Here is a 4,838-nt window from a genome sequence, read left to right as displayed (position 1 = left end):
GCAGCTAAACCAAATGCAGGAAATGACATCGTTAAACCAGCGGACAAAACAGTAGCTGCAAACCCAGAAAAATTAACTGACGCTGAGAAGAAAGCGATCGAAGACAAAGTTAAAGCAGTGAACCCAGGTGCAACTGTAGTAGTAGACGACAAAGGAAACGCAACAGTAACAACACCAGAAGGTAAGACAGCGGTAATTCCAGCAACAGACTTAGTTAAATCAGCAGAAGATGCAGCTAAACCAAATGCAGGAAATGACATCGTTAAACCAGCGGACAAAACAGTAGCTGCAAACCCAGAAAAATTAACTGACGCTGAGAAGAAAGCGATCGAAGACAAAGTTAAAGCAGTGAACCCAGGTGCAACTGTAGTAGTAGACGACAAAGGAAACGCAACAGTAACAACACCAGAAGGTAAGACAGCGGTAATTCCAGCAACAGACTTAGTTAAATCAGCAGAAGATGCAGCTAAACCAAATGCAGGAAATGACATCGTTAAACCAGCGGACAAAACAGTAGTTGCGAACCCAGAAAAACTTACAGATGCTGAGAAGAAAGCAATCGAAGATAAAGTTAAAGCAGTAAACCCAGGAGCAACTGTAGTAGTAGACGATAAAGGAAACGCAACAGTAACAACACCAGAAGGAAAAACAGCAGTAATTCCAGCAACAGATTTAGTTAAGACTTTCGCAGATCCTACTGAAAATGGAAAAGATAATGTTAATATTCCAGCTGATAAGACAGTAGTAGCTAACCCAGAAAAATTAACAGACGCTGAGAAGAAAGCAATCGAAGACAAAGTTAAAGCAGTAAACCCAGGTGCGACTGTAGTAGTAGATGATAAAGGAAACGCAACAGTAACAACACCAGAAGGTAAAGGTGTGGTAATTTCAGCAACAGACCTAGTTAAAACATCAGATGCTACAACTAAACCAAATGCAGGAAACGACGTAGTTAAACCAGCAAATAAAGTATTAGTAAAAGATCCAGCTAAATTAACAGATTTAGAGAAAAAAGCTATCGAAAACAGTGTTGTTGCGGTAAATCCAGGAGCATATGTAACTGTAGATGACGAAGGGAATGTAGTAGTAACAACTCGTGATGGAAAAACAGCAGTAATTCCAGTAAGTGAAGTTACTAGAACAGAAGCAGATGCAGCTAAACCAAACGCAGGAAATGATGTAAATACACCGTCAGCTAAGACAGTAGTAGCTAACCCAGAAAAACTTACAGATGCTGAGAAGAAAGCAATCGAAGATAAAGTTAAAGCAGTAAACCCAGGAGCAACTGTAGTAGTAGACGATAAAGGAAACGCAACAGTAACAACACCAGAAGGTAAGACAGCGGTAATTCCAGCAACAGACTTAGTTAAGAAAGCTGAAGATACTACTAAAGAAAATGCAGGAAATGATGCAAACACACCAGCAGCTAAAACAGTAGTAGCGAACCCAGAAAAATTAACTGATGCTGAGAAGAAAGAAATCGCAGCGAAAGTAGTAGCAGTAAACCCAGGAGCAACTGTAGTAGTAGACGACAAAGGAAATGCAACAGTAGTTAAAGGTGATGGAACAGTTCTAGAAATTCCAGCGTTAGACTTAGTAATTCCAGCGGAAAAATTAGCTGATGAGGCAACAAATGCTAAAGTTAAAACACCAGCTGTTCGTACATTAGTTGGAGATAAAGAAAAATTAACAGATGCAGAAAAAGAAGCAGTTAAGAAAGCAATTGAAGCAGTGAACCCAGGAGCAACTGTAGTAGTAGACGATAAAGGAAACGCAACAGTAACAATGCTAGACGGTTCTACAGCAACAATTTCTAAAGAACAACTAGTGAAAGATAAAGAAGATGCGAAAGCTAAAAATGGTGGAGATAACCTTGATTTCGACTTAAGTAAAGTAGAGGTAACAGACCTTGCTAATATTACTCCAGAAGAAAAAGCGAAATTCCAATTCATGATTTTAGGAGCTATCACGAATACAAATGAATTTGATCGTGGTGCCTTCTTGAAAGAAACAGATGCACAAGGAAATACAGTCTACAAATCTAAAAACTCTAACTTAATAATTACAATCGATAAAGATGGTAATATGAAAGTTATGAAAGATGGTAAGACAGATTTAGTTGTTAATATTGATGAAAAAGGAAATGTAACTATCGTTACAAAAGAAGGTAAAGTATTAGCAATTCCAAGAGATGATGCGTTCAAACAACTTCCTTCAGCACCACAATATGATGGTAATACAGGAAATACTGATAATAACGTAGATAAATCTAAATTAGAATCAGGAATTCAAAACTTAGAACGTTTAATCGCTTCTGAATTAGATAAATTAGATGCTACAAAAGCAAAAGAAGCTAAAGCATTATTAGCAGAAGCTAAAAAAGTGTTTGCAAAAGCAGATGCGACTCAAGCAGAAGTAGATGCTATGGTAAAACGTCTTGAAGAATTCAAGTTAAGCCAAGCTTCAGGAACAAATGCTGATGCATCAGGATCTAATGCACAAGGTGTAAATGCTAAACTAGGACAACGCCTAGCAAACACAGGTACAACTGAAACTAATACTGGATTAGCAGGATTAGGATTAGGAATCCTAGGTACATTACTTGCAGCAGCAAGACGCCGTAAAGAAAAATAAGAAGTTGATAAAACTGAATAGATAACATTAACGTGTTGTTAAGAGAACCCCTTAAAGATAAATGAACATTTACTTTAAGGGGTTTTTTCTGATTGTGTAATAAAGGGAATTCACCAAATTAGTGCAAAATTGGCTCTTTTTTCGAATTTGAAGTGATGTTTTTGATAAATTCGGTGCATGATAAGAATCTGTTCTTTACTGAGTTTGGAGCTGAAAATTTCAAAATGAAAATGTACCAAAAAAGAGTGACTCAAAATCGTAATTTTAGAAAAAATCGATTTTTTAGAGTCATCTCCTCAAAGTTTATTAGGTTTTATAAAGAGAAATTAGATATCAATGAACGACTGCATCTATAAGTTCTTATATATACTTTTTTTAATTCAGGATTTTCAAGTTGCTTCCAGTAGGTGATTTTTATATTTTTTGATATTTACATAGAGAGTGTAGATATTATATTAATCTTATGTTAATATTCTAATAAAAATTTTTCACAAACTCCCTTAATTCGTCTGTGTAATCTATATGCTGTTGATAAAGAAATGTTTAAAGCTTCAGCTGTGAGTTTTATATTTAGTGTTTTTATAAACTCGCAGAAATAATCGAATTCCTCTTTATCTAAAGTGTTTTGAATATACTCTAATAACTGTATGTACAAATATTCATAATTATCATCTGTAGCGTCAGAAATATTATTATCGAATATATCCAAAGGTATGCTTTTATCTTTATTTCTATAACGAATTTCATCGATTAATTTTCTTTTTATAGTAGTAAAAGCAAAACGATCGAAATCCTCTTCACTAATTCTACCCTCATTTAGGATTAAGAAACTGATTAGTAAGCCCTCTAAGCCGTAACTGTAAAAATCATGATGTTGTTTAGGTGGAATATGAACTCTGTACAGTGCCTTAGTAATCAGTTGTTTTTTCTGATTTAATATTTCGTAAAATCTCTCAGTGTCTTTGTCGTTAAGATATAATTGTCTTTTCATAATAATCCTCCTCATACTCTAACTCCCTATGTAAATATCTTAATAAAGACAAAGATGAATATATGATTAGTATCAGTGATTAACGACACTGAAGATCCCCCTTACAAAAAATAACCCCTCATAATCTATAGTGAAATTATAGGTACTTTGTAACGAATTTTTTATTGTAATACATAAAAATATCAAATTTTTTTATTCATTATATACCGTATTTCTATTTGATTTTATATTTTACTAACAAAATAGCTAGTTGTCTAAATAGTTTTTCACGATGACGTCGAATAGCCATTGGATTACTATGTTTTTTATCTGCAATACTGCGTAGAGATTCCCTTTGAACATACAAGTTGAAAAGTAGCAATTGATCTTCTATAGATAAAGTAGCTAATGCATCGTATAAAGCATCGCACATATCGTTGAAGATTACTATTTCATCTGGTAACGGAGAATGATCTTTGATTAAATTTTCTCCTTCATTGTCTTCAGTATCAAAGGCATGATAATGAACAAGTTGATGTTTCGCATCTCTTTTTTTAGCGTATCTTTCTTTATAACGAGAACTCCGTATAGCTAAAAACACCTCATCAGTAACTTTTATTGTAACATTATTTTTAAGTTTAAAATTTTTCATAAGTTTAACTTCTTTATTTAAAAAAAACGTAAGGGGGAAGGAGGGGATTTTGATTATAACAATTTACTTAAAAAAAGTAAATGTTATAGTAAAATTATAAAAAAAGATACTTAAAAGAGATTGTATATAAAATATATTGTAATTTAAGAAATTTAAAGTATATTTAAAGTTTGGTGGAAAATTATTAAGATTAACAAGACATGATTATTATAATTTTTTAAGTATAGTGTTCATAAAGTGTTGTTTTAAATAGATTTTTATAGCATTTATCGTCTACAAACATAGACTGATTTCAAAATAATTAATATTAATTACATTAATTGTTTTTGTTGAGATATTTTTTTGGTTTATATATTTTTAACAAGTTAAAATCACTGTTTTAGTGAAGTTTTAATATATTTTAAGAAGATTTACTTTATGTTTTATATAGAAAAATAATTTAGAAATTAAATATTTTTGAAAAAGATTTATAGAATAATGAGTTTAATTACTAGACTATATAAAAAATATTTGTTAAAATTAGAATTGGGTACTGCACCCAAAAAATTGGACAAAATATTCAGTTATTTTTGTTTAGTATTT

3 protein-coding genes are annotated in these 4,838 nt (G+C 32.3%); 1 reads left to right on the top strand and 2 read right to left on the bottom strand.

Going from position 1 to position 4,838, the window contains the following annotated elements; genetic code table 11:
• Positions 1-2,634, top strand: a 2,634-nt coding sequence (locus RYK99_RS08685) for an LPXTG cell wall anchor domain-containing protein (protein ID WP_314991833.1), incomplete at its 5' end; no start/stop codon positions are given.
• A 466-nt stretch (positions 2,635-3,100) separates the two neighbouring features.
• On the opposite strand, the gene RYK99_RS08680 is transcribed toward RYK99_RS08685, so the two are convergent.
• Both RYK99_RS08680 and RYK99_RS08675 read right to left on the bottom strand, forming a co-directional pair.
• On the bottom strand, positions 3,101-3,625 hold the full coding sequence (locus RYK99_RS08680) for a sigma-70 family RNA polymerase sigma factor (protein WP_314991832.1): 525 nt from the start codon (positions 3,623-3,625) through the stop codon (positions 3,101-3,103).
• Between the two features lie 214 nt (positions 3,626-3,839).
• A complete protein-coding gene (locus RYK99_RS08675) occupies positions 3,840-4,256 on the bottom strand; it encodes a sigma-70 family RNA polymerase sigma factor (protein WP_314991831.1) in 417 nt (138 codons plus the stop codon).
• Positions 4,257-4,838: the final 582 nt, after the last annotated feature.

Origin of the sequence: uncultured Gemella sp. (assembly GCF_963537375.1) — a bacterium.
Lineage (GTDB): Bacteria > Bacillota > Bacilli > Staphylococcales > Gemellaceae > Gemella.
Note: the sequence above shows the minus strand (reverse complement) of the source record. Positions and strands in the feature narration are given on the sequence as shown.

Excerpts from the sequence above, each read along its gene's own strand:
- RYK99_RS08680 (WP_314991832.1), bottom strand. The coding sequence starts at position 3,625 with ATGAAAAGACAATTATATCTTAACGACAAAGACACTGAGAGATTTTAC.
- RYK99_RS08675 (WP_314991831.1), bottom strand. The coding sequence starts at position 4,256 with ATGAAAAATTTTAAACTTAAAAATAATGTTACAATAAAAGTTACTGAT.